Raw genomic sequence first — 1,029 nt, forward strand, 5'->3', positions numbered from 1 at the left:
GGCGGACTTAGCGGAGGTGGAGGTGGCGGATTTGGAGGCGGATTCGGAGGTGGTTCTGGAGGAGGCTTTGGAGGTGGTGGTGGTGGTGGAGGTTTCGGAGGAGGCGGTGGCGTTACTGTCCAGAAACACATCTACGTCCACGTGCCACCCCCAGAACCTGAAGAATTCAGACCACAAAGGCCCATTTCCGTTGGACAAGCCCAGAAACATTACAAAATCATTTTCATCAAGGCCCCAAGTCCACCTGCACCAACAGCCCCAGTAATCCCAGTTCAACCCCAAAACGAAGAAAAGACTTTGGTCTATGTTTTGGTCAAGAAACCAGACGAAGCTCCTGAAATCAACATTCCAACTCCAGCGCCCACACAACCCAGCAAACCAGAGGTCTACTTCATCAGATATAAGACACAGAAAGAAGCAGGCGGTGGTGGTGGCGGTACCGGAATTGGAGGAGGATTCGGAGGAGGAGCTGGAGGTGGATTTGGCGGCGGTGCAGGCGGCGGATTTGGAGGTGGATCCGGAGGTGGATTTGGAGGAGGACATGGCGGTGGACTCGGTGGTGGCAGCGGTATTGGCAGCGGCATCGGGGGTGGTATTGGCGGTGGCATTAGTGGTGGAGGTGGAGGAGTGTCTTCCAGTTACGGTCCCCCCGGCAAATCCGGCCCTTACTAAGCCCCCAAACCTACTACGATACCTTAAAAAGACAACAAAACAAAAAATAAAAAACAAAACAAACAAAAAAAGACGAAAAAAAGAACAGCAGCACCATCAATCTATTTTTCTAAAAGGAAAAGAACATCGTCGCCGTCGCGCGTGCTGACCCGTATGTATTTGTTTCGTTTTTTGCAGGACGTTCGTGTGTTTTTGTGAGAACAAAAAAGTGAAATAATAACTTGCCCTTAGTTTGTAATACTTATGATGTCTTTTCTGTGTATAGATATACCTACCAAGCTTTATTATCGTCTATAGTGGGACGTAAGGAGTGTAAATAGAGTGCAATAATATTAAATATTAATAATAAAAATGTGC

General features: G+C 48.1%; 2 protein-coding genes. Both read left to right on the forward strand.

The window, feature by feature from the left end; genetic code table 11:
* Positions 1 to 265 (forward strand): hypothetical protein (locus tag EK369_RS22780; RefSeq protein ID WP_235871509.1); only part of this gene is annotated, 265 nt, incomplete at its 5' end.
* 39 nt (positions 266 to 304) lie between these two features.
* Positions 305 to 820, forward strand: a complete 516-nt coding sequence (locus EK369_RS22785; RefSeq protein WP_220444003.1) for a hypothetical protein — start codon at positions 305 to 307, stop codon at positions 818 to 820.
* Positions 821 to 1,029 lie beyond the last annotated feature (209 nt).

The sequence above is a fragment of the Shimia sediminis genome, assembly GCF_003990645.1.
Taxonomy (GTDB): Bacteria; Pseudomonadota; Alphaproteobacteria; order Rhodobacterales; family Rhodobacteraceae; genus Shimia; species Shimia sediminis.